Annotated in this window: 2 protein-coding genes; both read right to left on the bottom strand. The window is 34.6% G+C overall.

All coding sequences use genetic code 11. The features are described 5' to 3' along the window. Nucleotides 1-173: 173 nt before the first annotated feature. Entirely contained in the window at nt 174-914 is a 741-nt protein-coding gene (locus N2K84_RS20145) for an SIMPL domain-containing protein (RefSeq protein WP_282593634.1), read from the bottom strand. Further along, on the bottom strand, nt 841-1,153 hold a 313-nt coding region (locus N2K84_RS20150; protein WP_282593635.1), incomplete at its 5' end, for a hypothetical protein. The genes N2K84_RS20150 and N2K84_RS20145, both read right to left, overlap by 74 nt.

A 1,153-nucleotide genomic window follows, 5' to 3' on the forward strand; every position in this document is an offset into this window, starting at 1 on the left:
TTACCCGGGAACGATTACGGAAGAGAGGTTATCAGGCGTTGCTCCCGTATTACGAGAAAATTGCCCCACATCTTAATGAACCGCTGTATACGAGATCCGTACGTACAGTGGTGTGAGAGGCTCTCCCCGTCAGTGTTCACTGGCGGGGCAGTCTACTCGATTATAGGGCGATTTTATTCTTTTTCTACGTAATCCCATTCAATCAATATAAATTTTGAAATGCTTTTTTCCTTTGGATTCAAGTCTATTTCTCCAAACTGAGAATCTTGTTGAGTGATTGGAATAGATTGTTCAACTACTTCCAACTCGTCGTCTTCTATGTTTAGATAACCAAAATTCTCATTGCTGTCATTATATCGGATATTTGATATTCCAGTTAATTTTAAATTGGCAGACTTGGAAATAATTGCAGCTTTTACTTTTGCATCTTCTATTGCTTTTTCAATAGCAAGTTCTCTAATTTTTTCTTTTTGTGTCTCTGAAAAATCGAATTTTATTGAATAGCTTAGATTTAATCCTTTTGCATTTAAACTATTGAGCAATTTTTTTGAAGATTCTGGAGAAAAAGTTTGTTTTATTTCTAATTCAATTCTTGAAAAAAAACCATTACTCTTTTTTTGAAATCCTTCCCAGTCGTAGAGTTCGCTAACAATTATTTCATTTGACTTAAGCTGACTCTTTTCAATACCATTTTTCTCAAATTCACTTTTAAGTTCATTAAGAGCTGATAGCGCTTCTTGAAAACAGGTATTATAGTCTTGCGTTCTCACAAAAAGGTTTATTGAAACTACAATTAATTCAGGTTTTTCTTTAATTCTTGCAATTCCTTTAACTGAAATTTTATTTTTTGTTTGAGCAAAATTGAAGTTTACAACTCCAATTATCAATGTTAGTAATAATATAGTTTTTTTCATATTCTTGGTTTTTAAATTGCCCTATAACGGTCACTTGTAAGTTGTCGTTGCGGATTTCGGAGCTCGTTCCTGTCCGAATGGACTGAACGATGTTGCGAGAATCCAGCGAACGACACACCACGAACCCCGCAATGCAATTTACAATTTGTGTGCGCCCTGCATAAGCAGCGCGCACACTTGTTGTAAGCTGTTGAAAAAGTTTAAAAATACAAATAAACTTTACATAGTAGCCAAACAAC

Source organism: Gaoshiqia sediminis, from assembly GCF_025907915.1.
GTDB lineage: Bacteria > Bacteroidota > Bacteroidia > Bacteroidales > Prolixibacteraceae > Gaoshiqia > Gaoshiqia sediminis.